This window comes from Streptomyces noursei, from assembly GCF_001646665.1.
Classification (GTDB): domain Bacteria; phylum Actinomycetota; class Actinomycetes; order Streptomycetales; family Streptomycetaceae; genus Streptomyces; species Streptomyces lavendulocolor.
In genome coordinates this window covers 164501-188336 of sequence record NZ_LWBU01000169.1, presented here as the reverse complement: position 1 = coordinate 188336, position 23836 = coordinate 164501, and the positions used below count along the sequence as shown (strand labels likewise).

At 69.3% G+C, this 23836-nt stretch carries 18 protein-coding genes; 10 read left to right on the top strand and 8 right to left on the bottom strand.

Features of this window, described 5'->3' with window-relative positions; all coding sequences use genetic code 11:
- Positions 1-104 precede the first annotated feature (104 nt).
- Positions 105-2831, bottom strand: a complete 2727-nt coding sequence (locus tag A4V12_RS14535; RefSeq protein ID WP_064069753.1) for a transglycosylase domain-containing protein — start codon at positions 2829-2831, stop codon at positions 105-107.
- Positions 2832-3201: 370 nt separating this feature from the next.
- Between A4V12_RS14535 and A4V12_RS14530 the strand changes: the two genes are divergently transcribed.
- The 3 genes from A4V12_RS14530 to A4V12_RS14520 all read left to right on the top strand — a co-directional run bounded on the left by A4V12_RS14530 (position 3202) and on the right by A4V12_RS14520 (position 6391).
- Positions 3202-3918: a PadR family transcriptional regulator gene (locus A4V12_RS14530; RefSeq protein ID WP_064069752.1), complete on the top strand. Its 717-nt coding sequence runs from the start codon at positions 3202-3204 to the stop codon at positions 3916-3918.
- Between the two features lie 49 nt (positions 3919-3967).
- On the top strand, positions 3968-5050 hold the full coding sequence (locus A4V12_RS14525) for an inositol-3-phosphate synthase (protein ID WP_064069751.1): 1083 nt from the start codon (positions 3968-3970) through the stop codon (positions 5048-5050).
- A 72-nt stretch (positions 5051-5122) separates the two neighbouring features.
- On the top strand, positions 5123-6391 hold the full coding sequence (locus tag A4V12_RS14520) for an MFS transporter (protein WP_064069750.1): 1269 nt from the start codon (positions 5123-5125) through the stop codon (positions 6389-6391).
- A 96-nt stretch (positions 6392-6487) separates the two neighbouring features.
- Here A4V12_RS14520 and A4V12_RS14515 read toward each other — a convergent pair whose 3' ends face one another.
- Complete coding sequence (locus tag A4V12_RS14515; RefSeq protein WP_199831290.1) at positions 6488-7954, bottom strand: CCA tRNA nucleotidyltransferase; 1467 nt, start codon at positions 7952-7954, stop codon at positions 6488-6490.
- Positions 7955-8160: 206 nt separating this feature from the next.
- On the opposite strand from A4V12_RS14515, the gene A4V12_RS14510 reads away from it, so the two are divergent.
- From A4V12_RS14510 to trxA, 7 genes are all read left to right on the top strand, one after another.
- Positions 8161-10551, top strand: coding sequence for a DUF6049 family protein (locus tag A4V12_RS14510; RefSeq protein WP_064069748.1), 2391 nt, complete (start codon positions 8161-8163; stop codon positions 10549-10551).
- Positions 10552-10597: 46 nt separating this feature from the next.
- Positions 10598-12772, top strand: a complete 2175-nt coding sequence (gene murJ, locus A4V12_RS14505; RefSeq protein WP_064069747.1) for a murein biosynthesis integral membrane protein MurJ — start codon at positions 10598-10600, stop codon at positions 12770-12772.
- Positions 12773-12889: 117 nt separating this feature from the next.
- Positions 12890-14611 (top strand): protein kinase family protein, encoded by a 1722-nt coding sequence (locus A4V12_RS14500; protein ID WP_064069746.1) that lies wholly within the window; start codon positions 12890-12892, stop codon positions 14609-14611.
- Positions 14612-14667: 56 nt separating this feature from the next.
- Positions 14668-15372, top strand: coding sequence for an RNA polymerase sigma factor SigM (gene sigM / locus A4V12_RS14495; protein WP_064069745.1), 705 nt, complete (start codon positions 14668-14670; stop codon positions 15370-15372).
- Positions 15369-16259 carry an anti-sigma factor family protein gene (locus A4V12_RS14490; RefSeq protein WP_064069744.1) on the top strand — a complete coding sequence of 297 codons (891 nt, stop codon included), beginning with the start codon at positions 15369-15371 and terminating at the stop codon, positions 16257-16259. Before sigM ends, A4V12_RS14490 begins: the two co-directional genes overlap by 4 nt.
- A 122-nt stretch (positions 16260-16381) precedes the next feature.
- Complete coding sequence (trxB, locus tag A4V12_RS14485; protein ID WP_064069743.1) at positions 16382-17356, top strand: thioredoxin-disulfide reductase; 975 nt, start codon at positions 16382-16384, stop codon at positions 17354-17356.
- A gap of 43 nt (positions 17357-17399) precedes the next feature.
- Entirely contained in the window at positions 17400-17747 is a 348-nt protein-coding gene (gene trxA, locus A4V12_RS14480; RefSeq protein ID WP_064069742.1) for a thioredoxin, read from the top strand.
- A 98-nt stretch (positions 17748-17845) separates the two neighbouring features.
- On the opposite strand, the gene A4V12_RS14475 is transcribed toward trxA, so the two are convergent.
- From A4V12_RS14475 to yidC, 6 genes are all read right to left on the bottom strand, one after another.
- Positions 17846-18463: a GNAT family N-acetyltransferase gene (locus A4V12_RS14475; protein WP_064069741.1), complete on the bottom strand. Its 618-nt coding sequence runs from the start codon at positions 18461-18463 to the stop codon at positions 17846-17848.
- A gap of 324 nt (positions 18464-18787) precedes the next feature.
- A complete protein-coding gene (locus A4V12_RS14470) occupies positions 18788-19891 on the bottom strand; it encodes a ParB/RepB/Spo0J family partition protein (protein ID WP_079137044.1) in 1104 nt (367 codons plus the stop codon).
- Complete coding sequence (locus tag A4V12_RS14465) at positions 19888-20964, bottom strand: ParA family protein (protein ID WP_079137054.1); 1077 nt, start codon at positions 20962-20964, stop codon at positions 19888-19890. Before A4V12_RS14465 ends, A4V12_RS14470 begins: the two co-directional genes overlap by 4 nt.
- Positions 20965-21204: 240 nt before the next feature.
- On the bottom strand, positions 21205-21915 hold the full coding sequence (gene rsmG, locus A4V12_RS14460) for a 16S rRNA (guanine(527)-N(7))-methyltransferase RsmG (protein WP_064069738.1): 711 nt from the start codon (positions 21913-21915) through the stop codon (positions 21205-21207).
- Positions 21916-22074: 159 nt separating this feature from the next.
- Positions 22075-22581, bottom strand: a complete 507-nt coding sequence (locus tag A4V12_RS14455) for a protein jag (RefSeq protein ID WP_064069737.1) — start codon at positions 22579-22581, stop codon at positions 22075-22077.
- Between the two features lie 14 nt (positions 22582-22595).
- A complete protein-coding gene (gene yidC / locus A4V12_RS14450; protein WP_064069736.1) occupies positions 22596-23834 on the bottom strand; it encodes a membrane protein insertase YidC in 1239 nt (412 codons plus the stop codon).
- Positions 23835-23836: the final 2 nt, after the last annotated feature.

Genomic DNA, 23836 nt, shown 5'->3' with positions numbered 1-23836 from the left:
GCGCCAACGGCGAGGGCCGCCGCATCCGGTGGACGTACGCGATGTGCGTACCGGATGCGGCGGCCCTCGTGTCGCGGCTCGAGCGGGGCCGGGGGCTCCGGGCGCTAGCCCTCCGTTCCCCCGAACCATCCGCCGTTGCCGTTGCCGTTGCCGTTGGTGGTGCCGCCGGTCGTCAACGAGGGACTCGGACTGGTCTCACCACCCGTTGTGGTGCCGCCTTCGTCCGTGCCACCCGTGTCGGTGCCCCCACCGCCGTCCTGGCCACCGTCCTGACCGCCGTCCTGGCCACCGTCCTGGCCGCCGTTCTCGTTGTTGCAGTCCCAGTCGAACGGACCGCACGAGGGCTCCGCCGGCTTGGAGCTCTCCGACTTCGACGGAGTGGGCGACGGGCTCTGCGACGGCTTCTCGGACGGCGTCGGCGACGGGGAGTCCGAAGGCGTGGGCTCGGGGCTCTTGGCGCCGCCGCCGTACACGGTGTCGGCCTCCAGCGGCTCCGGCGCGGGGAAGCGCATGACCTCTGCGCCCTTGAGCGCCGTCGACATGTACTTCTGCCAGATCTCGGACGGGAAGGACGAGCCGTGGATCTTCTTCTGCCCGCCCGTGCCGAACATCTCCAGGAACTTGCGGTTCTTGTTCGCCGCGTTGTCGTCCATCCGGTACATGTCGATGGCGGTGGCCAGCTGCGGTGTGTAGCCGACGAACCAGGCCGACTTGTTGCCGTCGGTGGTACCGGTCTTGCCGGCGACCTGGCGCCCCGGGATGGCCGCGTTGTTGCCCGTGCCCTCGGGGTCCTCGACGACGTCCCTCAGGACGTCGGTGACGTTGCTGGCGATGGCGGATGAGAACGCCTGCTCGGTCTTCGCCTCGTGCTTGAAGATGGTCTCGCCGCGCTTCTTCACCTCCGTGACGGAGAACGGGTCGCGCTGCTTGCCGTTGGCCGCGAAGGTGGCGTAGGCGCCCGCCATGCGGATGGCGCTGGGGTCGGAGATGCCGATGGAGAAGGACGGCACGTTCGCCGCGACCAGGCTCTCCTTGCGCAGACCGGCCCGGACCGCCGTCTGCCTGACCTCTTCGATGCCGACGTCCATGCCCAGTTGCACGAAGGGCGAGTTGGCGGAGTGGATCATCGCCTCGCGCAGGTTGATGTCCCCGTAGTCCTGGTCACCGTCGTTGACCTGCTTCCACTCCTCGCCGTCCTCGTTGTGCCAGACGCTGCCGTCGTACTTCTTGATCGTGAGCTTGTTCTGGCCGTTGTAGTACGTCTTGTCCGGGTCGACCGTCCGTCGCTGGTCCGGGCCCTGCACCGCCTCGCCCGCGGGATCACGGACGCCGTACTCCATGGCCGCGGCCAGCACGAAGGGCTTGAACGTCGAACCGACCTGGGCACCGGTCTGGTCGGCGTTGTTGGTGAAGTGCTTGGTCGCGTCGGAGCCGCCGTAGATGGCGACGATCGCCCCCGTCTTCGGGTTGACCGAGGCACCGCCGAACTGGACATGGGTGTCCGTGTCGGGCCGCGCCTTGGGGTCGATGTTGGCCTTCTCGACCTTCTCGACGGCCGCGACCAGGGCGTCGACCTTCGGCTTCTCGAACGTCGTGCGGATCTCGTAACCGCCCTGGGAGAGCTTCTTCGCCGTGATGCCCACGTCGTTGTTGTTGATGACGAACGCCTTGGCGAGGTCCACCATGTACCCCACCTGGCCGCCGAGCCGGGCCTGCTTCTTCGGCGCCTTGGGCATCGGGAACTCATCGAACTTGGCCCGCTTTGCAGCGTCCAGGTGGCCGTCCTTGACCATCTCGTCGAGGATCCACTTCCACCGCTTGGTGACGGCTTCCGTGTTGGCCTCGGGAGTGGCCCGGGGGTCGATGTCCACCGACCCGGCCGGGTCGTAGTAGGTCGCGCCCTTCAGCAGCGCGGCCAGGAAGGCGCACTCGCTGGCGTTGAGCTTGCCGGCGTCCTTCTCGTAGTACGTGCGGGCCGCCGCCTGGAGACCGTACGCACCCCGCCCGTAGTACGAGGTGTTCAGGTAGCCGGCCATGACCTCTTTCTTGTCCTCCTCGAAGCCCGCCTTGAGGGAGATGAAGAGTTCCTTGGCCTTGCGGCTGATGGTCTGGCTCTGGTCGTCCAGCATCGCGTTCTTCACGTACTGCTGGGTGATGGTGGAGCCGCCCTGGGTCTGCTCGCCCATGGCCATGTTGTAGAAGGCCCGGCCGATGCCCTTGGGGTCGACGCCCTTGTCCTTCCAGAACGTCTTGTTCTCGGCCGAGACGACCGCGTCCTGCATGGCCTCGGGGATCTTGTCGAAGTCGAGGATCTGCCGGTTGATCTCGCCACCGGTCGCGGCCATCTGCGTACCGTCGGCGTAGAGGTAGACGTTGTTCTGCGCCGTGGCGATCTTGACCGCCTCCGGCACCTCCACCATGGAGTACACGACCGTGGAGGCGCCCAGGACGGTGGCCGCGAAGCCCAGGGCCGTCCCGGTCACGAGCTTCCAGGACGGCACCCAGCGACGCCACCCGTACTTGTTGTGACGCGGGTAGTCGATCAGCCGCTTCTTGCCCGGCTGCCCTCCGCGCGCGGCCCGCCCCCCGGCGGCCGCGGCGGCACCCTCGGCGCCGCGCCGGCGTCCGCCGCGCTGGGCGGCCCGGCGGGCCTCCGCACGACTGCCGTACGCGCGCTCCTCACCACCGCCCCCGTACGGGTCGGCAGGAGATCCTGTACTGGCTCCCCGCGCCTGAGCCGCCCTGCGGCCTGAGGGCTGCTGGGCGGCTCGCCTGGCCGCGGCACGTCCGCCACCTTGCGGCTGCGGCGGTTTGCGACGGTGCTCGCTCATCGAACGACTACTCCTCGGGCAGGCGAGTACGCCTGGAAGCGGCAGCTGAGTTCCGGTCCCCCCGAAATGGTTACGGACCAGCCCTGGCTGGGGCTCATCCGCGATGCACTCAGAACGAGGACGCCTACTGGCGTCGCATGGTTCCCACTGGTGTGCATGCCGCACAGACTACGCACGGTCAAAAACCCCTGAGGACCGAAGTTCATCCCAAATCAGGCAAGTCGTTTACTGCGAATTGACGATGTGACGCCGCTCACCCTAGCCGCCCTTGTCGGGGGTGCCGGGCCGTTCTATCGTCAGGATGTATCGAGTCGATACATCAGCACGGCATAAGAGCCGGGTGGCACGCGAAGGCGGAGGAGGGCGAGGGATGAGCAGACGCTCCGGCATCCTCGAGTTCGCCGTCCTCGGCCTGCTCCGCGAAGCCCCGATGCACGGGTACGAGCTGCGCAAGCGGCTCAACACGTCGCTGGGGATCTTCCGGGCCTTCAGTTACGGGACCCTTTACCCCTGCCTCAAGACGCTGGTCGCAAACGGCTGGTTGATCGAGGAACCGGGCAGCGCCCCGGAGGACGCTCTCGCCGCCTCGCTCGCGGGCCGCCGCGCCAAGATCGTCTACCGGCTGACGGCCGAAGGTAAGGAGCACTTCGAGGAGCTCCTGTCCCACACCGGACCGGATTCCTGGGAGGACGAGCACTTCGCCGCCCGTTTCGCCTTCTTCGGCCAGACGGAGCGCGAGGTGCGGATGCGGGTGCTGGAAGGCCGGCGCAGCCGTCTGGAAGAGCGTCTGGAGAAGATGCGCGCCTCCCTCGCCCGTACGCGGGAGCGCCTGGACGACTACACGCTCGAGCTGCAGCGGCACGGCATGGAGTCCGTGGAGCGCGAAGTGCGCTGGCTGAACGAGCTCATCGAGAGCGAGCGGGCGGGGCGGGACCAGCGCAGGACCGGTCCCGGCGCCCCGAAGGCCGACCGGGCCCCCGAGGGCTCCGCCGATGCTCAGCAGGACGACACATCTGGAGAGACGGGCGGCCTGCCCCGGCACGGGGGCAGTACCCGGCCGGATCCGTCCGACGACACCGCCAAGTGAGGCCCTGCGACCTGCAGGGCTTCGAAGATCAACACAGGGAGCAACCGGAATGGGTTCGGTTCGCGTAGCCATCGTCGGCGTGGGCAACTGCGCCGCCTCGCTCGTGCAGGGCGTCGAGTACTACAAGGACGCCGACCCGGCGGCCAAGGTGCCGGGTCTGATGCACGTGCAGTTCGGCGAGTACCACGTCCGGGACGTCGAGTTCGTGGCCGCCTTCGACGTGGACGCGAAGAAGGTGGGTCTTGACCTCGCGGACGCCATCGGCGCCAGCGAGAACAACACCATCAAGATCTGCGACGTGCCGGCGTCGGGCGTGACCGTCCAGCGCGGCCACACCCTGGACGGCCTGGGCAAGTACTACCGCCAGACCATCGAGGAGTCCGCCGAGGCGCCGGTCGACGTCGTCCAGGTCCTCAAGGACAAGCAGGTCGACGTCCTCGTCTGCTACCTGCCGGTCGGTTCCGAGGACGCGGCGAAGTTCTACGCCCAGTGCGCCATCGACGCCAAGGTCGCCTTCGTCAACGCCCTCCCGGTCTTCATCGCCGGCACCAAGGAGTGGGCGGACAAGTTCACCGAGGCCGGTGTGCCGATCGTCGGTGACGACATCAAGTCGCAGGTCGGCGCCACCATCACGCACCGCGTCATGGCGAAGCTGTTCGAGGACCGGGGCGTCATCCTGGACCGCACGATGCAGCTGAACGTCGGCGGCAACATGGACTTCAAGAACATGCTCGAGCGCGAGCGCCTGGAGTCCAAGAAGATCTCCAAGACGCAGGCCGTCACCTCCCAGATCCCCGACCGGGACCTCGGCGAGAACAACGTCCACATCGGCCCGTCCGACTACGTGGCCTGGCTGGACGACCGCAAGTGGGCCTACGTCCGCCTCGAGGGCCGCGCCTTCGGTGACGTCCCGCTGAACCTCGAGTACAAGCTCGAGGTCTGGGACTCCCCGAACTCGGCCGGTGTCATCATCGACGCCCTGCGCGCCGCGAAGATCGCCAAGGACCGGGGCATCGGCGGCCCGATCCTCTCCGCGTCCTCGTACTTCATGAAGTCCCCGCCGGTCCAGTACTTCGACGACGTGGCCCGTGAGAACGTCGAGAAGTTCATCCAGGGCGAGGTCGAGCGCTAAGGCTCACCCCACTCGCCGAAGGTCCCCGTGGCATCTGCCCGGGGGCCTTCGGCGTGTGTGACCCTTGCTGCCATGCCTGTCGTACGTGATCTGCGCGTACTCGTGCGCGTGACCGACTTCCGCCGCCTCCTGGCCGTACGACTGCTCTCCCAGTGCGCCGACGGCGTCTACCAGGTCGCGCTCGCGACGTACGTCGTGTTCTCCCCCGAGAAGCAGACCTCGCCCGCCGCGATCGCCTCCGCCATGGCGGTCCTGCTGCTGCCGTACTCGTTGGTCGGCCCGTTCGCGGGCGTCCTGCTCGACCGCTGGCAGCGCCGGCAGGTCTTCCTCTACGGCAATCTGCTGCGGGCCGTGCTCGCGGCCGGCACGGCCTTCCTGATCCTGGCCTCCGTGCCCGACTGGCTCTTCTACGCGTCCGCGCTCTCCGTCACGGCCGTCAACCGGTTCGTCCTCGCCGGGCTCTCGGCTGCCCTGCCCCGCGTCGTGGACGACGACCGGCTCGTCATGGCCAACTCGCTCTCGCCCACCGCTGGCACGCTCGCCGCGACAGCGGGCGGCGGGCTGGCCTTCCTCATGCGACTGACGGGTACGGACTCCGATGCGGCGGTGGTGCTCCTCGGCGCCTGTCTCTACCTCTGTTCGGCCCTCGCCTCCCTGCGCATCGGCCGCGAGCTGCTGGGGCCGGACCCCGAGGTGGTTCAGCCGCGCCTGGTGGCCGCGCTCGCCTCCACGGCCAAGGGACTGATCGGCGGCCTACGTCACCTCGGCCGGCGGCGGGCGGCGGCCCGGGTGCTCGCCGCGATGACGGTGATGCGCTTCTGCTACGGCGCGCTGACCGTGATGGTGCTGATGCTCTGCCGGTACGCCTGGTCGTCGACCGAGTCGGAAGGGCTCGCGCTGCTGGGGCTGGCCGTCGGCGCCTCGGGCGCCGGCTTCTTCGCCGCCGCCGTTCTGTCCCCCTGGGCGGTCGAGCGGCTGGGGCAGGGCGGCTGGATGGTGCTCTGCGCCGCCTCCGCCGCGGTCCTGGCGCCGACGCTGGGGCTGCTCTTCGCCCCGCTGCCCATACTGGTCGCCGCTTTCGTGCTCGGACTGGTCACCCAGGGATCCAAGATCGCCACGGACACGGTGGTCCAGCTCGCGGTGGACGACGCCTACCGGGGGCGTGTCTTCTCGCTGTACGACGTCCTCTACAACGCGGCCTTCGTCGGCGCGGCCGGGATTTCCGCCCTGATGCTGCCCCCGGACGGCCGATCGGTGCCGTTGATCGTCCTGGTCGCCGCTCTGTACGCCGGAGTCGCGCTCACTCTGGAGCGCTGGAGGCGGGGGAACGCCCTGCGCTGATGACGGAGGGCGATGTTTCACGTGAAACATCGCCCTCGATGCCGTACATCGGCGGAGGTCATGTTTCACGTGAAACATGACCGGCCCCGGGCTGTCTCAGTTCTGAGCGGCCCACCACTCCTTCAGCGCGGCGACCGCGTCACCGTGCTCCATCGGGCCGTTCTCCAGGCGCAGCTCCAGAAGGAACTTGTACGCCTGGCCCACCGCCGGTCCCGGACGGATGCCGAGGATCTCCTGGATCTGGTTGCCGTCGAGGTCGGGGCGGATGGCGTCCAGCTCCTCCTGCTCCTGCAGCTTGGCGATGCGCTCCTCCAAGCCGTCGTAGGCGCGGGAGAGAGCAGCCGCCTTGCGCTTGTTGCGGGTGGTGCAGTCCGAACGGGTCAGCTTGTGCAGACGGCTCAGCAGCGGCCCGGCGTCGCGCACATAGCGACGCACGGCGGAGTCGGTCCACTCGCCGGTGCCGTAGCCGTGGAACCGCAGGTGCAGCTCCACCAGGCGCGAGACGTCCTTGACCATGTCGTTGGAGTACTTCAGCGCCACCATGCGCTTCTTGGTCATCTTCGCGCCCACCACCTCGTGGTGGTGGAAGGAGACCCGCCCGTCGGACTCGAAGCGGCGTGTCCGCGGCTTGCCGATGTCGTGCAGGAGGGCTGCCAGCCGGAGTACCAGGTCGGGACCGTCCTCCTCCAGGTCGATCGCCTGCTCCAGCACGGTGAGCGAGTGCTCGTAGACGTCCTTGTGCCGGTGATGCTCGTCGCTCTCGAGCCGCAGCGCGGGCAGCTCCGGCAGGACCCGCTGGGCGAGTCCACTGTCGACCAGCAGACCCAGGCCCTTGCGCGGGTTCGCGGAGAGGAGCAGCTTGTTGAACTCCTCCCGGACCCGTTCGGCGGAGACGATCTCGATGCGCTCGGCCATCCGCTTCATCGCGTCCACGACGTCGGGGGCGACCTCGAAGTCCAGCTGCGCGGCGAAGCGAGCGGCCCGCATCATCCGCAGCGGATCGTCGGAGAAGGACTCCTCGGGCGTTCCCGGAGTCCTCAGGACACGCTCCGCCAGGTCCTCCAGGCCACCGTGCGGGTCGATGAACTCCTTCTCCGGCAGAGCGACGGCCATCGCGTTCACGGTGAAGTCCCGACGGACCAGGTCCTCCTCGATGGAGTCACCGTAGGAGACCTCTGGCTTGCGGGAGGTCCGGTCGTACGCCTCGGAGCGGTACGTCGTGATCTCGATCTGGAAGACCTGCTCGCCGTCCCCGCCGCGGGCGGCCTTCTGTGCGCCCACCGTGCCGAAGGCGATCCCGACCTCCCACACCGCGTCGGCCCATGGCCGGACGATCTTCAGAACGTCCTCGGGCCGGGCGTCGGTGGTGAAGTCCAGGTCGTTGCCGAGCCGGCCGAGCAGGGCGTCCCGTACCGATCCGCCGACCAGGGCGAGCGCGAACCCGGCCTCCTGGAAGCGGCGGGCGAGATCATCGGCTACAGGGGACACGCGCAGTAGTTCACTGACCGCGCGGCGTTGCACCTGGCTCAGTGCAGTCGGGTTGTCTTCGTTGGCGTTCGGCACAACAGAAAAGGGTACGTGCCGCGACCCGCGGCGGCGTCCCGGTTTCCAGCGGCCCCGGCGTCCGCCTCCGGGCTCCGCCGGCCCGCTCCGTGCCCGATCATGTGGAGCAGTCCGCGGCACTTAGCCCCGGCGCTCCTCGTTACCATGCGTGGACGCAGGATCCGACGAACCACCACCGGCAACAGACGACGAGGACGGGCGAGCGCGTGGCCGAGGCGGCAGACTTCCAGAGCACGAGTCGCTCTCCTGCCCGGCGGTGGCTACGGCGTGCGGCCTCCGCCCTGATGGGTGCGCCGCTTCTGGCAGGCCTGTTGTACGTCCCCGCCGCGCCCCCCGCGTCGGCCGCCGAGAAGGCCTCCCCGTCCCGGACCGTCGATGTGTCCCTGGACACGTTGGCCCCCACCACGCCGGTCGAGGGGGACACCCTCACGATCAGCGGCACCGTGACCAACCGGGGCAAGGAGACGGTCAGCGCGGCACAGATCGACCTTCGCCTCGGCTCCCGGATGGGCAACCGGGGCGAGATCGACGCGGTGGCCAAGCGCACCGGTTTCACGCCGGGTGACGACGGGGCGGCACTCGGTGGGCCCTACAGCGTCAAGATCCCCAAGCTCGCGGCCGGCATCAGCAAGGACTTCACCCTCGCGGTGCCGGTCGAGAAGCTGGGCCTCGACGACGAAGGGGTCTACCAGCTCGGGGTCTCCCTCACGGGCCGGACGGCGAGCGCCCGCTACGACCGGGTGCTGGGCATCGAGCGGACGCTGCTGCCCTGGCAGCCCGAAGCAACCGAGAAGAAGACGCAGGTCACGTACCTCTGGCCGTTGATCTCCTCGACGCACCTGTCGGCGGAGACCGGCTCGGACGACCAGCAGACGCCGGTGTTCGAGGACGACGAACTGGCCGCGGAGCTCGCGCCGGGCGGACGGCTGGAGCGGCTGGTCGCGCTCGGCGCCGAGCTTCCCGTCACCTGGGTCGTCGACCCCGACCTGCTCGCCACCGTCGACGCGATGACCCGGAACTACCAGGTCAAGGAGGGCGACGAACGGGTCCCCGGCAGGAACCAGGCCATCGCCAAGCAGTGGCTGAACAGCCTGGACAAGGCCGTGCAGGACGACAAGGTGGTGGCGCTGCCCTACGCCGACCCCGACCTGGCGTCCCTGGCCCACCGGGGCAAGGACGTCTCCGGCTCGCTGAGCCACCTCCAGCCGGCCACCGAGGTGGCCGAGAGCACGGTGGAGACGATCCTCCATGTGAAGCCGTCGGTCGACTTCGCCTGGCCGGTCGACGGGGCGGTCGACCCGTCGATCATCGATATCGCCACCTCCGCGGGTGCCGACAAGGTGATCGCCCGTAACGACAGCATCCGCGACGAGCTGCCGTACACGCCCAACGCCGCTCGTCCCATCGGCGGCGGCACCACCGCCGTCGTGGCCGACGCGTCACTGTCCACGGCCTTCGAGGGCGACATGACGCGGGCGGGCGACTCGACGCTGGCCGTCCAGCAGTTCCTCGCCCACACCCTCGCGGTGACCCAGCAGCAGCCGGGCAAGCTGCGCAGCATCGTGGTCGCCCCGCAGCGGATGCCGACCGCCGCGCAGGCCCAGTCGATGGCCACCGCACTGCGCGCCCTGTCCGCCCAGCGCTGGTCCCAGCCCAGCGACCTGCTCACGGCGGCCGCGGCCAAGCCCGACGACCGGGCCACGACGAAGGTCCCGGGCGCCCGGAAGTACCCGGCCAAGCTCCGCAAGCGGGAGCTGCCCGTGCAGGCCTTCCAGGCCATGAAGGTCACCCAGGACACCCTGGACAACTTCAAGGTCATCCTGACCATGGCGTCCCGGGTCGTGACGCCCTTCGGCAACGCGATCAACCGGGAGATGTCGACGTCCTGGCGCGGCCGCGCCGAGCCGGCGGCGGCGTACCGGCAGAGCGTCCAGGTCCACCTGCTGGACCTGACCTCCGAGGTCCAGCTGATCGAGAAGTCCGACCTCACCCTCTCGGGGCGCAGCGCCACCATCCCGGTCACGGTCCAGAACCAGCTGCTCCAGGACGTCGAGCACCTCGTGCTGCGCCTGACGTCGACCAAGCCGACCCGGCTGAAGCTGAACGGCGGCGATGCCGTGGCCGAGCTGCCGGTGACGATCGCCGGCGGGCACAGCCAGTCGGTGAAGTTCACGGCGTCCGCCAACGCCAACGGTCCGGTCCCGATGACGGCCCAGCTGTACACGGAGGACGGCAAGCCGTACGGCAAGCCGATGACCTTCACCGTGAAGGTCTCCGAGATCACGCCGACGGTGATGCTGGTGATCGCCGGCGGCTTCCTGCTGCTCGCTCTCGCGGGCATCCGGATGTACACCCACCGCAAGCGCGCCGCCGCGCGCGACGCGGACGCGGGCGACGCACCGGAGGCGGAACCGCAAGCCGGGGACGGCGCGGAAGCGGACGCGGAAGCGGACCCGGAGGACGACGCGGAGACGGACCCGGACGCCGACGGTCCGGCTGCGCGGAGTGACGAACCCGAGCAGCCGAGTGACCCGACGCCGGACACCGGAGCGCAAAGCACCGACCCGTCGGGCCAGGGTGAGAAAGTGGACCGTTGAGCGATGTCGTGGCCGGTCGGCCGGGGACGATGAGGTGGGGTAAACCATGAACGCGCCGTACGACGGTGACCGCGGTCAGGGCGCGGGCGGCGGCAGCGCGCCCTCCGGCGAGGCGTTCCCCGCGGCGGGCCACGTCCCGCCCCCGGCACAGCCGCCCGCCCCGGATCCGTACGTCCAGCACGCCTACGAGCAGGACCCGTACGGCAGCCACGACCTCGCCGCGCAGGACCCGGTCGGCGAGGCGCTCTACGACCGGGCGGCGCACCCCCCGCCGCCCCCGGGCACCTACGAGGAACCCGCGCCGCTCTACCAGCAGCCCGCCGCGCCGCAGTACGCCCCCGACCCCCGCGTCTGGGCCCAGACCCCGCCGCCCGAGCCCGACGGACCGTCCCGCCTCCTTCCTTACGGCGACGACGCCCGGACCGTTCAGTTCACCGGGGTCGACGACCTCGTCACGCACGCGGCCGAGGAGCAGCCCGAGCCGGACGCCTTCGCGCACCTCTACCGCGACCAGCAGGCCCACGGGCAGCCGCCCGCCCCGCAGGAGCCCGAACCGGCGCCGGCGGCCGCGCCCGCCCCGAAGAAGTCGGGCGGCCGCGCGTCCGGCCTGCTGAAGTCGAGCGCCGTGATGGCGGCCGGCACGCTGGTCTCCCGCCTGACCGGCTTCGTACGCAGCCTGGTGATCACCGGTGCCCTGGGCGCCGCGCTGCTCGGTGACGCGTACACCATCGCCGCCACCCTGCCCACGATGATCTACATCCTGACCGTCGGCGGCGGCCTCAACTCGGTCTTCGTCCCCCAGCTCGTCCGCTCGATGAAGGACGACGAGGACGGCGGCGAGGCGTACGCCAACCGGCTGCTGACGCTGGTGATGGTGGCGCTGGGCGTGATCGTCACCCTCGCGGTGTTCGGCGCTCCGCTGCTGATCCGGGCGATGTCGGACACCATCGCGAGCGACGCGGCCGCCAACGGTGTGGCCGTCACCTTCGCCCGCTTCTGCTTGCCCACCATCTTCTTCATGGGCGTGCACGTGGTGATGGGTCAGATCCTCAACGCCCGGGGCCGGTTCGGCGCGATGATGTGGACCCCCGTCCTCAACAACATCGTCGTCATCTTCACCTTCTCCATGTTCATCTGGGTCTACGGCTCCTCCGCCGAGACCCAGATGGGCGTCACGACCATCCCCGACGAGGGCATCCGCCTGCTGGGCATCGGCACGCTGCTCGGCCTGGTCGTCCAGTCGCTGGCGATGATCCCGTACCTGCGCGAGGCCGGCTTCCGCTTCCGCCCCCGCTTCGACTGGAAGGGCCACGGACTCGGCAAGACGGTCAAACTCGCCAAGTGGACCGTCCTGTTCGTCCTCGCCAACCAGGCCGGTGTGGTCGTGGTGACCCAGCTGGCCACGGCGGCCGGCAAGGCCTCCGGCAAGGACGGCGCGGGCTTCCTCGCCTACTCCAACGCCCAGCTCATCTGGGGCATGCCGCAGGCCATCATCACCGTCTCGGTCATGGCCGCGCTGCTGCCGCGCATCTCGCGTGCCGCCCACGACAACGACCCGGGCGCCGTCCGTGACGACATCTCGCAGGGGCTGCGGAACTCCGCCGTCGCGATCGTGCCCGTCGCCTTCACGTTCCTGGCCCTCGGCGTCCCGATGTGCACGCTGCTGTACGCCTCCAGCGGCACCGAGGCCGCCCGGAGCATGGGCTTCATCCTGATGGCCTTCGGCCTCGGCCTCATCCCGTACTCCGTCCAGTACGTCGTCCTGCGCGGCTTCTACGCCTACGAGGACACCCGGACGCCCTTCTACAACACCGTGATCGTGGCCGCCGTGAACGCGGCGGCGTCGGCCGCCTGCTACGTCCTCCTGCCCGCCCAGTGGGCGGTCGTCGGCATGGCCGCCTCCTACGGCCTCGCGTACGCCGTCGGCGTCGGTGTGGCGTGGCGCCGGCTGCGCAACCGGCTGGGCGGCGACCTGGACGGCGCCCACGTCGTGCGCACCTACGCCCGGCTGAGCATGGCGTCCGTCCCCGGCGCCGTCCTCGGTGGCGCGGCGGCCTTCGCCATCCTCAAGGCCCTGGGCGACGGTGCCCTGGGGTCGCTCGCGGCCCTCGTGGGCGGTGGGATCGTCCTGTTGGGCGTGTTCTACGTCGGGGCCCGAAAGATGCGGATCGCGGAGCTCAACGCGATGGTCGGCATGGTGCGCGGCCGTCTCGGACGCTAGAAACGAGGACCAGCACAACCATCGTCGGCGACCGCGTGTCGTGCATAGCGCCGGACTGTGGGCACAATTGGCATGGCTGTTGGATGTGGCGCAACGGATGGGGAGGCAGGAACGACGGTGGCGGAACGTAGCACGGCTGCCGTCGACGTGGCCGACAACAGCGGAAACGACCCGCTGACCGCCAAGGCGGACAAGGCCGCGAGCGACGGGGTGGCGGAAGCGCAGGACACGGCGGAGCGGTCCGCCCGGGACAGCGACGACGAACGGCGGGACAGCGAGCAGTCAGGCATCACGGCGCCCGAACTCCACAGCGGCCACAAACTCGCCAGACGCTACCGGCTCGAGGAGTGCGTCACCCGTCTGGACGGCTTCAGCAGTTGGCGTGCCGTCGACGAGAAACTGCGCCGGGCCGTCGGGGTCCACATCCTCCCCGCCGACCACCCGAGGGCCCGTTCGGTGCTGGCAGCGGCGCGCTCCTCGGCGCTCCTCGGCGACCCCCGTTTCGTCCAGGTCCTGGACGCGGTCGAGGAGAACGACGTCGTCTACGTCGTCCACGAGTGGCTGCCGGACGCCACCGAACTCACCGCCCTGCTCGCGGCCGGTCCGTTCGAGGCCCATGACGCCTACCAACTCGTCAGCCAGGTCTCCCAGGCCATGGCCGCCGCCCACCGTGAAGGTCTCGCCCACCTGCGGCTCACGCCGAGCGCCGTACTGCGCAGCTCCACCGGCCAGTACCGGATCCGCGGACTCGCGGTGAACGCCGCCCTGCGCGGCATCAGCTCCGACCGTCCCCAGCGCACCGACACCGAGGCGATCGGCGCCCTGCTGTACGCCGCGCTGACCAAGCGCTGGCCGTACGAGGACGACGCCTACGGGCTCTCCGGACTCCCCAAGGGCGTCGGGCTGATCCCGCCGGACCAGGTGCGGGCCGGTGTGCACCGCGGCCTCTCCGAGATCGCCATGCGCGCCCTGGTCAACGACGGAGCGACCGCCTCCCGGCAGGAACCCCCCTGCACCACGCCCGACGAGCTCGCCAAGGCCGTCGCCTCCATGCCGCGCATCCGCCCGCCGGAGCCCACCTTCCCTACTCCGCTCGAGTACCAGCGCACGACCTACCAGCAGGGCAACTACGGCCGTCCCCAGGCGCGCAGCGGCGCGGCGGCCACCATGAGTGTCCCGATGCCGCCTCCCCCGCTGCAGAGCCGTACCGGAAAGGCCCTCAAGTGGGCCGTGTCGGCGCTCCTCATCGCCGCCCTGGGCCTCGGCAGCTGGCAGGTGGCCGACAAGCTGCTGGACCAGGGGAGCAACGAGAAGACCGGCGAGACCGGAACGCAGACCACTCCAGGTGGCCAGAACCAGAAGAAGCCGCAGCGGCCTCCGCAGCCGCTGCGGATCGCCGGCGCCCAGGAGTACATGCCGCACGGCGACGCCATAAAGGAGCAGGACGTCCCGAACGCGGTCGACGAAAGCGCCGACACGGCCTGGATCACTCCGCAGTACCGCGACTACGCCCGGTTCGGCAATCTGCGCCGGCAGGGCAGCGGCATCATCGTCGACCTCGGCAGCGTCCAGAGCGTCCGGGCCATCGACGTGACCATGTACCGCGCGGGACAGAAGGTCGAGGTGCTGGCGGCCGGGGAAGAGTCCTCCGGCCCCAGTGGGCCCGGCGACTTCCCGCAGTCCCTGACGAAACTGGAGACAGTGGGGGACAAGCTGGAGGCGACGATGCAGAAGCCCGTACGCACGCGTTACGTCCTCGTGCACATCACCGAGCTTCCGACCGATGTGTCCGCGCGCACGTTCCGCGGTGGTATCTCCGAGATCAAGGTTCTCGGCTGACGGCTGCCGGCCCGGCGCCCGCCGGGAAGCAGCGACTGGGGAGGGGAGGTGGCGGCATGACGAGCGGGACATCCGAGGAGATCGGCGACCAGGAGCTCCTGGCGCGCCATGTCGCCGGTGACCCGGACGCCTTCGGTGAACTCGTACGCCGCCACCGGGACCGGCTCTGGGCCGTCGCCCTGCGCACGCTGGGGGACCGCGAGGAGGCCGCCGACGCCGTCCAGGACGCGCTGGTGTCCGCGTTCCGGGCCGCCCACACCTTCCGCGGCCAGTCGGCCGTCACGACGTGGCTGCACCGGATCACCGTGAACGCGTGTCTCGACCGGGCCCGCAAGGCCGCCTCACGCCGGACGTCGCCCGTCGACGACACGGAGCGCCTGGAACAGCTCCTGGAGCCGCACGAATCGGCCGAGGCCCCGGCCGAGCGCCAGGACCTCCACCGCGAGCTGTTCGCCGCGCTCGCCAAACTTCCCCCGGACCAGCGCGCCGCCCTGGTGCTCGTGGACATGCAGGGCTACCCGGTCGCCGAGGCCGCACGGGTCCTCGATGTGCCGACGGGGACCGTGAAGAGCCGTTGTGCGCGAGGGAGGGCCAGGCTCCTTCCGCTCCTCACTCATCTGCGCGGTGACACCGGGGATAACGATGGCCTGGACAGGGGAAGGAACCGGACGCCGGGGACATCCGTCCCACCGGCGTCGGGACCAAGGGATGCAGGACCGAGTGATCCTGCTGCTGTGAAGGGCGGAGGTGGGCGCGCGTGACCACGACCGACACGACTCAGCACCCGGACGTCTCGGAGATCTCCGATCTCGCCGAAGGGCTGCTGCCACCGTCGCGGACGGCCGACGTACGCGCACACCTGGACGGCTGCCCGCTGTGCGCCGACGTCCGGTCCTCGCTGGAGGAGATCCGGGGGCTGCTGGGCACCCTCCCCGGCCCCGCCCGGATGCCCGCCGACATCGCCGAGCGCATCGACGCCGCCCTGGCCGCCGAAGCGCTGCTGGATGCCACCGCCCCGACGGAGTCGGAAAAGGCCGTTTCACGTGAAACAACGCCGGCGCCCGCCCCCGCCCCCGCGCCGATGCACACGGATCGTCCGGCCGGCCGCCCCACGGCGGCCACCGGCCCGGGTCGCGCGCGTCCCGCCAAGCGCCGACGCCGCACCGCGGTCCTCGGCGCGGCCTTCGGTGCTGCGGCCCTGGGAATGAGCGTCCTGTTCCTCCAGACCGTTCAGACCGGGGAGGACTCCTCCGGAGCGAAGACCGTGGACACCGCCATCAAGGCACCCGACGAGGAAGCGTTCTCCGGCACGGCTGTGGAGGACCGGGTGGCAGCGCTGCTGAACGCCTCGGAGAAGTCCAAGGCCCCCCGTACGGACAGGCAGCCCCCCTCCGTCGACAAGCCGTCGACCATGTCCACGGAAGAGGCCGGGGCCGTCCCGCCCTGTGTCCAGGCGGGTACGGGCCGCGCGGACCAGGCCCTCGCCTCCCAGACCGGCACCTACGAGGGCAAGGCCGCCTATCTGGTGGTCCTCCCGCACGCCACCGACGCCTCCCAGGTCCAGGCGTACGTCCTCGACGCGTCCTGCACCAGCCGGGGGACCGCCAAGGCGGACGTCCTGATGGCGCACGCCTACCCTCGTCCCTGACCGCCCCGTGCCGCTCGGACACCTCGGGAATGCATGCCCCGTAGGATCCGTTGGGTGGGGTGAGAGGTCCTGGACCGGCCCCCGTAGGCAGTAGGCAGTCTGCAGAGACGAGGAAGAAACCCGTGAGCGACGTCCGTAACGTGATCATTATCGGTTCCGGGCCCGCCGGCTACACGGCTGCGCTGTACACGGCGCGAGCTTCGCTGAAGCCGCTGGTCTTCGAAGGTGCCGTCACCGCCGGTGGTGCGCTCATGAACACGACTGACGTGGAGAACTTCCCCGGGTTCCGTGACGGGATCATGGGCCCCGACCTGATGGACAACATGCGGGCCCAGGCCGAGCGCTTCGGCGCCGAGCTCGTCCCGGACGATGTGGTCTCGGTCGACCTCACCGGTGACATCAAGACGGTGACCGACACGGCCGGCACGGTGCACCGCGCCAAGGCCGTGATCGTGACGACCGGCTCCCAGCACCGCAAGCTGGGCCTGCCGAACGAGGACGCGCTGTCGGGCCGCGGCGTCTCCTGGTGCGCCACCTGTGACGGGTTCTTCTTCAAGGACCAGGACATCGCCGTGGTGGGCGGCGGCGACACCGCCATGGAGGAGGCGACCTTCCTCTCCCGGTTCGCCAAGTCCGTCACCATCGTGCACCGCCGGGACACCCTGCGCGCCTCCAAGGCCATGCAGGAGCGGGCCTTCGCCGACCCGAAGATCAAGTTCGCGTGGGACAGCGAGGTCGCGGCGATCCACGGCGAGCAGAAGCTCTCCGGTCTGACGCTGCGCAACACCAAGACCGGTGAGACCTCCGAGCTGCCTGTCACGGGTCTGTTCATCGCCGTGGGCCACGACCCGCGCACGGAGCTGTTCAAGGGCCAGCTGGAGCTCGACGACGAGGGCTACCTCAAGGTGAGCGCTCCCTCGACGCGCACCAACCTGTCCGGTGTCTTCGGTGCCGGTGACGTCGTGGACCACACCTACCGTCAGGCGATCACGGCCGCCGGTACCGGCTGCTCCGCCGCTCTGGACGCCGAGCGCTTCCTGGCCGCTCTCGGTGATGGCGAGAAGGCCGCAGAGCCGGAGAAGACCGCCACGGTCTGACCACCATTCCCCACCCACACCCCGCGAAGTGAAGGAGGCCGCCGTGGCCGGCGACCTGAAGAACGTGACCGACGACTCCTTCGAGGAGGACGTCCTCAAGAGCGACAAGCCCGTGCTGGTGGACTTCTGGGCCGCCTGGTGCGGTCCGTGCCGTCAGATCGCGCCGTCGCTGGAGGCCATCGCCGCCGAGCACGGTGACCAGATCACCATCGTCAAGCTCAACATTGACGAGAACCCCGCCACGGCCGCCAAGTACGGTGTCATGTCGATCCCGACGCTGAACGTCTACAAGGGCGGCGAGGTCGACAAGACCATCGTCGGTGCCAAGCCGAAGGCCGCGATCCTCCGCGACCTGGAGCCCTACCTGGGGGACCAGGTCACCAAGGCCTGACGCCGCTGTTTCACGTGAAACACGAACGGCCCACCCCGAGAGGGATGGGCCGTTCAGCATTCACCGGGAGCCACACGCAGGGGCCGTCATGGCGTCCCTCACAAGGGGCGCAGCGCCGGCTCCTTCTGAACAGCTCCCAGGAGACGGTCGAGCGCAAGCTCGACGTCTTCCTTCCAGGACAGGGTCGTCCTGAGTTCCAGCCGAAGCCTCGGATAGGCCGGATGCGGTCGCACCGTCTTGAAGCCCACCGCCAAGAGGTGATCGGCCGGGAGGACGCACGCCGGTTCCTTCCAGCGGGCGTCACCGAACGCCTCGATGGCCTTGAAGCCACGCCGCAGCAGGTCCTTCGCCACGGTCTGCACCATGACACGTCCCAGCCCCTGTCCCTGGTAGCCGGGAGTGATCCATGCCGTGATCAGCTGGACGGCGTCCGGGGACACCGGGCTGGTCGGGAAGGCCGTCGACCGCGGCACGTAGGCGGGCGGGGCGTAGAGCACATATCCGACCGGCACATCGTCCACATAGACGACCCGGCCACAGGAACCCCAGTCGAGCAGCACGGCCGAAATCCAGGCTTCCTTCTCCAGGTCCGGAGTACCGGCCTTTACCGCGGCTTCTCCGCTGACTGGATCAAGTTCCCAGAAGACACATGTGCGGCACCGCTTGGGGAGATCCGGAAGGTTGTCCAACGTGAGCGGTACGAGCCGACGCCCCATGAAGGCTGTTCCTCACTTCCTTGGCCTGCCGCTCCCAGAGCGGCGGTCAGCGCGCTCCGTTCCCGGAGCAAGCTGCCGATGAACCCGCCGACCGCACCGAGTCCCAGTCCTGCTGTCACCAGTTGGCTGCGGCTCACCACTCGCATGCCTGGCTCTCCTTCCGAGGTGGATCAGGCGGATGCGCATACCAGAACGCATCGTATCGATCGGGTGATGACGCGCATACGGGAAGCGGCCAAAGGGCGGACCGTCTTCCGGTGAACACCGGAACACGGCCCGCCCTGAGCAGCTCTGAGGAACAGCACAGCCGAGGGGGTGCGCCCCTCAGCTCTCGTCGCCGTCCTGGGGATCCTCCTCGGCGAGTCCCTTCTCCAGGACCCTGCCCTCCCCCGGCGCAAGGGTGCCGAGAATGCGCTCCAGATCCTCCATCGAGGCGAACTCGACGACGATCTTGCCCTTCTTCTGCCCCAGGTCCACCTTCACCCGCGTCTCGAAGCGGTCGGAGAGCCGGGTGGCCAGCTCCGAGAGCGCGGGTGACACGCGTGCACCGGCACGCGGCCCCTTCGCCTTCGGCGGGCTGCTGGGCTCGGAGCCCATCAGCGTCACGATCTCTTCCACCGCCCGGACCGAAAGACCCTCGGCCACGATCCGGTAGGCCAGCTTCTCCTGCGCCTCGGGGTCGTCGACCGACAGCAGGGCCCGGGCATGGCCGGCCGAGAGCACACCGGCGGCGACCCGGCGCTGGACGGTGGGGGACAGTCGCAGCAGACGCAGGGTGTTGGAGACCTGCGGACGGGACCGGCCGATGCGGTCGGCGAGCTGCTCATGGGTGCAGTTGAAGTCCTTGAGCAGCTGGTCGTAGGCCATGGCCTCTTCGACCGGGTTCAGCTGTGCCCGGTGGAGGTTCTCCAGCAGAGCGTCCAGCAGGAGCTTCTCGTCCTCGGTGGCACGGACGATCGCCGGGATGTGCTCCAGGCCCGCCTCACGACAGGCCCGCCAGCGACGCTCGCCCATGATGAGCTCATAGCGCTCGGGGGCGAGCTGCCGCACGACGACGGGCTGGAGAAGCCCCACCTCCTTGATGGAGGTCACCAGCTCGGCCAGGGCGTCCTCGTCGAACACCTCGCGCGGCTGGCGCGGATTGGGCGTGATGGCGTCCAGCGGCAGCTCGGCGAAGTATGCGACAGCCGAGGTCTCGGCCTCGGCGGCCGCCTCCGTCTCCACGACCGAAGGCTCGCTGTCGACGGGCTCAGGACTCTGTGGCAGCGTCGCCACCTTCGCGGCCGCCACTCCACGCTCCGCGGTCAGCGACGGAATCGCCCCCGGGGAGGTGGAGCCCGAGCCCACCGACGCCGTCTGCCGCTCCTGCGGCGCGGCGGGGATCAGCGCACTGAGCCCCCGTCCCAGCCCCCTACGTCGCTCGCTCACTGGATCCCCTCCGACATGCTGTGCTGGTTGTTCTGGCTACCCATGGGGGTGTGCTGGGCGTCGTAGTGGATACCGACACCCCGCAGTGCGATCTCGCGGGCCGCCTCGAGGTACGACAGCGCGCCGCTGGAACCGGGGTCATACGTCAGGACGGTCTGCCCATAGCTCGGCGCCTCCGAGATACGGACGGAGCGCGGGATGCTGGTCCGCAGTACCTCGTCACCGAAGTGGCTGCGCACTTCCTCCGCCACCTGCGACGCCAGCCGGGTCCGGCCGTCGTACATGGTGAGGAGGATCGTCGAGACGTGCAGGGCGGGGTTCAGGTGGCCCCGCACGAGGTCGACGTTCCTCAGCAGCTGACCGAGGCCTTCCAGTGCGTAGTACTCGCACTGGATAGGGATGAGCACCTCGGCGCCGGCCACCAGGGCGTTGACGGTGAGCAGGCCGAGCGAGGGCGGGCAGTCGATGAGGATGTAGTCCAGCGGCTGCTCATACGCCTGGATCGCGCGCTGGAGCCTGCTCTCCCGCGCCACCAGCGACACCAGCTCGATCTCCGCACCGGCGAGATCGATGGTGGCCGGGGCGCAGAAGAGGCCTTCTACGTCCGGTACGGGCTGGACCACGTCGGAGAGCGGCTTGCTCTCCACCAGGACGTCGTAGATCGACGGGACTTCGGCGTGGTGATCGATACCGAGAGCCGTGGACGCGTTGCCCTGCGGGTCCAGGTCGATGACCAGGACGCGAGCACCGTGGAGTGCCAGCGAGGCCGCGAGGTTGACCGTGGTGGTGGTCTTGCCCACCCCGCCCTTCTGGTTGGCGACCACCATGATCCGGGTCTGCTCGGGCCGGGGGAGCCCCTCACCCGCACGGCCCAGAGCCTCTACCGCCAGCTGGGCAGCTCGGCCAATGGGGGTGTCGTCCATCGGGGGCAGTGTTTCACGTGAAACATCCTCCCCCGCCGATTCGGTACGGGGACCGGGGACCGGATCGGTCATCGGTCCCGCGATGTTGGCGTCGGACCGCAAGGATTCACTCTCCTCGGCTTCAGGCTCGCGATGAGGAGAGCCTGCCATGCTTTCGGGGTCGTGAACCAGCGAGGCCCGTGGTTCTGTGGAGAACTCCACCTTTGTGGACAACTCCGTAACCCCCGCGGGTGGCCTGCGGTCGCGCGGCGTGGCAGCCGCGCGACCGCGGCTGATGATTCCCTGCAGCAGTGAGCGACGTTTCACGTGAAACATTGATGCACTCGCCGCCGAGTCAGGGCGTCACGACACTCCGAAATGCGTACGTATGAGGATCAACCAGGTGTCGTGTCAACGGCGACGGCGGGAGGGGCGGGCGGCCTTCGCTCGCTTGGCGGCGAACCGAACACCGCCCGGGCTCTCGCCGACCTCCACCCGCACTACGGTCGACAGGGGCTCGACGATGCCTTCGCCCACCTGAAGGACGGAGGCCCCCACCACGCCGAGCTTGCTCAGCGCGGCGCGAGCGCCTTGGATCTCCTCCTCGGCCGTATCGCCCTTGAGGGCCAGCATCTCCCCATAGGGCCGGAGCAGAGGGACACCCCAGCCCGCCAGGCGGTCCAGCGGGGCGACGGCCCGTGCCGTGACGACGTGGACGGGCGGCAGCTTGCCGAGCACTTCCTCGGCCCGGCCGCGTACCACGGTCACGTGATCCAGGCCGAGCAGCTCCACGACCTCCTGGAGGAAGTTCGTGCGGCGCAGCAGCGGCTCAAGAAGGGTGATCTTCAGGTCCGGCCGGACCAGCGCGAGCGGGATACCGGGCAGGCCGGCGCCGGAGCCGACGTCGCAGACGGTGACCCCCTCGGGCACGACCTCGGAGAGCACCGCGCAGTTCAGCAGGTGCCGCTCCCACAGCCTGGGCACCTCGCGCGGACCGATCAGGCCACGCTTGACGCCCGCGTCCGCGAGAAGCTCCGCGTACCGGACAGCCTCGGGGAAGAACTCACCGAAAACCGTCCGCGCTTCTTGAGGCGCATGGGGAAGCTCTTCTGCCTCCGTCACGGGAACCGTCCTTCCGTACCGCATTACCGCACTGGGTGCTGGCTCCCAGTGATCAGTGACTATCAGGCTGACAAAGATCGGCCCCGCCTGCGAACAGACGGGGCCGACTCCCCCAAGCTCTCAGTTTCGTTCGAGCTGGGGCACCCCCACCGAAGTGGGTCAGGCAGGGAGGACGACGACGAAGCGCTGCGGCTCCTCGCCCTCCGACTCACTGCGCAGGCCGGCGGCGGCCACCGCGTCGTGCACGACCTTGCGCTCGAACGGGGTCATCGGGTCCAGCTGCACCGGCTCACCGGTGCTCTTCACCTCGTCGGCCGCCTTGGCGCCCAGCTCTGCGAGCTCGGTCCGCTTCTTTGCCCGGAAGCCGGCGATGTCCAGCATCAGCCGGCTGCGGTCACCGGTCTCCCGGTGCACCGCGAGACGCGTCAGCTCCTGAAGCGCCTCCAGCACCTCGCCGTCGCGGCCCACGAGCTTCTGGAGGTCGCGGCTGCTGGAGTCGCTGATGATCGAGACCGCGGCGCGGTCCGCCTCGACGTCCATGTCGATGTCGCCGTCGAGATCGGCGATGTCGAGCAGGCCCTCGAGGTAATCGGCCGCGATCTCACCCTCCTGCTCCAGGCGGGTCAGGGTGTCGCCCTGGGCGGCGGAGGTGGTGCCTTCCGTCACGGATGGACTCCTTCTTACTTCTTGGACGACGGGTGCTTGGGCCGCTGCTGGCCCTTGCGCTGTCCGGACTTGGCTTGGCGGGTGGAACCGCCGGCGGGCTTGGCCGGCTGCTGCGCCTTGGCGCCCTGGGGCTGGTCGGCCTTCTCCAGGGAGGTCTTCGCCGGCGGCTGCTGAGCGCCTCCGGCCTGGCGCTTCGCCTTGGGCTGGCGCTTGGGCTGCTGGCGCCGGGCCGCGGCCACGCTCTCCGCCTCGGCGGTGGCGGGGTCGACCTTCTTCACGGAGCCGTCCGCCTGCGGGGTGAACCCGGCCTTGGCGAGGCTGGTGACGAACTTCCGCTCGTTGTCGTTGCGGTCCGGGCCCTTGGCGACGATCGCCTGGACGACGGCGCGCCGGCGGCGGCCGCGGACGTCACCGTGGGAGGTGACGCTCTTCACCAGACGCTGCAGGTAGTGGTCCTGGGCCTTGCTGCCCGGGGTGGGGTTCTGGTTGATCACGTACATCTGCTGGCCCATGGTCCACACGTTGGTGGTCAGCCAGTAGACGAGGACACCCACCGGGAAGTTGATGCCCATCACGGCGAAGATCACCGGGAAGATGTACATCAGCATCTTCTGCTGCTGCATGTACGGCGTCTTCACCGTCAGGTCGACGTTCTTCTGCATCAGCTGGCGCTGGGTGAAGAACTGCGACAGCGACATCAGGACGATCATGACCGCGGTGACGATGCGGACATCCGTCAGGGAGGCGTTGAGCGCCTCGACCTTGGCCGGGTCGTCCATGAACTTGGCCGCGATGGGCGCACCGAAGATCTTGGCCTCACGGGCGCTGTTCACCAGGTCCTGGTTGAGGACGCCGATGGTGTCGCCCGAGGCGATCTTCGACAGCACGTGGTACAGGGCGAAGAAGAACGGCGACTGCGCCAGGATGGGAAGGCACGAGGAGAGCGGGTTGGTGCCCGTCTCCTTGTACAGCTTCATCATCTCTTCGGACTGACGCTGCTTGTCGTTCTTGTAGCGCTCCTGGATCGCCTTCATCTTCGGCTGGAGCGCCTGCATGTTCCGGGTCGACTTGATCTGCTTCACGAAGAGCGGGATCAGGCAGATCCGGATGAGGATCACCAGCGACACGATGGACAGACCCCAGGCCCAGCCCGTGTCGGGTCCGAACACCGCCCCGTACAGCTTGTGGAACTGGACGATGATCCACGAGACAGGTGTGGTGATGAAGCTGAACAGACTGGCAATCGTGTCCACTA

Excerpts from the sequence above, each read along its gene's own strand:
- A4V12_RS14535 (WP_064069753.1), bottom strand. The coding sequence starts at position 2,831 with ATGAGCGAGCACCGTCGCAAACCGCCGCAGCCGCAAGGTGGCGGACGT.
- A4V12_RS14530 (WP_064069752.1), top strand. The coding sequence starts at position 3,202 with ATGAGCAGACGCTCCGGCATCCTCGAGTTCGCCGTCCTCGGCCTGCTC.
- A4V12_RS14525 (WP_064069751.1), top strand. The coding sequence starts at position 3,968 with ATGGGTTCGGTTCGCGTAGCCATCGTCGGCGTGGGCAACTGCGCCGCC.
- A4V12_RS14520 (WP_064069750.1), top strand. The coding sequence starts at position 5,123 with ATGCCTGTCGTACGTGATCTGCGCGTACTCGTGCGCGTGACCGACTTC.
- murJ (WP_064069747.1), top strand. The coding sequence starts at position 10,598 with ATGAACGCGCCGTACGACGGTGACCGCGGTCAGGGCGCGGGCGGCGGC.
- sigM (WP_064069745.1), top strand. The coding sequence starts at position 14,668 with ATGACGAGCGGGACATCCGAGGAGATCGGCGACCAGGAGCTCCTGGCG.
- A4V12_RS14475 (WP_064069741.1), bottom strand. The coding sequence starts at position 18,463 with ATGGGGCGTCGGCTCGTACCGCTCACGTTGGACAACCTTCCGGATCTC.
- A4V12_RS14465 (WP_079137054.1), bottom strand. The coding sequence starts at position 20,964 with ATGGCAGGCTCTCCTCATCGCGAGCCTGAAGCCGAGGAGAGTGAATCC.